Raw genomic sequence first — 1,529 nt, 5'->3', positions numbered from 1 at the left:
CGGGCTGCGGCGCGGACCGTCATCCAGTTCGTTGCCCGGCAGCCTCCCCTCGTCGTCTCCGGCACGTACGACCGCGCCGCCATCATGGCCGCCGTCTGCCGCGCCGCCCCCGGAATCATGGAGCGCTGCGGCGTCTCCCGCCGCGTGGCGATGTCCTCCGCCCTCAATGCCGCTTGGCAGGTCGCCAAAGCTGCCCACCGCGCCGCTGCGCACTGAAGACCTGAGTCCAGAGGCCGTTTTCGGACCTCTGAGCGCCTGAAAACCTATTCGACCCAGCAACTTGGGCGACTGAGTCCACCACCCCGCCAAGCCCACCGCCACGAGCCCCATCAGGAGCGCGAACGATGACCTATGCCCGCATCCCGAATTTCAGCCAGCCCGTTCCGGCCCGCAGCGATAGCCCCCGCACCGGCCGCCGCCGGCTCTCAGCCGATGGCCGCTACCTGAACCTGCCGAATGAGCCCGTGCCCGGCGAGATCGAGCCCTGGCAGGCCGTGGCGCCCGTCAGACCCGACACCGCGCACAGCCGGTCCCTGCGCTTCCTCGACGCCGCGGGCGAGCTGCTGGCCGCTGTCGCCATCATCGGCGGCGGCATGGTGCTGACCGGCCTCGCCACCCTGCTCTGAACCCCAGCCCGTAACCCGAGCGGGCCGGATGCCCGCGCCCTCATCCCAGGATACCGCGATGTCCCTGCGCACATCCCTCAAGAACTTGATCCGCCGCGATCCGAACGCCAGCCTACGCGAGCGCGCCGCCGACCTGCAGGCCGATCTCTCGCGCGTCGTTCGGCAGCCTGAACCGCAGGCGGCTCCCGATGTCGTCGACTGGAACAGTCCGCCGCCCGGGTTCATGGCCTACCCCGAGCGGGACCCAATGAGCTTCCTCAACATCTCCGAGGCACTGCGCCTGGAGCTGGAGCGCCTGCGCAACATCGCCGAACTTGAGGTCGAGCGCGTGGTCGAGATGACCGGCGAGAACGTCCACGAGGCGACCCGTGCCGGCATCGAGAGCCGCATGCGTCGGCGCCTTCGTCTCGACGGGATCGAAGCCGCGCTGGCCCCGCAGGTTCCGATCTCGGCCGGGGTCGAGGCTGAGGGCGTCATCTACTACGAGGATGCCTCGGGCAAGACGCACCGCAAGTCCGTCGCCCATTGGATCAACTTCACGGCGATGCGCCTCTACACGGTGGCGCGCCAAGAGATGAGCCGACAGTTCAACGCCCAGTGCGGTGGCCTGGACGAGGCGGGGAACCGCGCTCTGGACGCCAAGCTCCGGCGTGAGCTGCGTATCGACGCCCTGTTCGCCCTGACCTTCCACTCTGACCGGGCGTTCATGGCCGCCCAGAACCTACGCATTGGGGCCGAGCCCATCTCTGCCGAGGTGCGCGCTTCCGGCGACGCCAACCTGATCGCTCTCGCCCCGGAATGGGAAGCGGCGCGAGACCTCTATGCCCAGCGGATCCAAGAGCAGATCGCAGTTTCAGACGCCGCGCAACCTCGCCCGTCCCGCGATCAGCCTCACGCCGATTG

3 protein-coding genes are annotated in these 1,529 nt (G+C 69.0%); all 3 read left to right on the top strand.

Going from position 1 to position 1,529, the window contains the following annotated elements:
- On the top strand, window positions 1-216 hold a 216-nt coding region (locus MKK84_RS25600), incomplete at its 5' end, for a hypothetical protein (RefSeq protein ID WP_243924843.1).
- A gap of 128 nt (window positions 217-344) precedes the next feature.
- Window positions 345-626: a hypothetical protein gene (locus tag MKK84_RS25595; protein WP_243924842.1), complete on the top strand. Its 282-nt coding sequence runs from the start codon at window positions 345-347 to the stop codon at window positions 624-626.
- A gap of 58 nt (window positions 627-684) precedes the next feature.
- On the top strand, window positions 685-1,529 hold an 845-nt coding region (locus MKK84_RS25590), incomplete at its 3' end, for a hypothetical protein (RefSeq protein ID WP_243924841.1).

Source organism: Methylobacterium sp. E-065 (genome assembly GCF_022829605.1).
Lineage (GTDB): Bacteria > Pseudomonadota > Alphaproteobacteria > Rhizobiales > Beijerinckiaceae > Methylobacterium.
The sequence above is the reverse complement of the archived record's forward strand: the minus strand, read 5'-3'. Positions and strand labels throughout refer to the sequence as shown.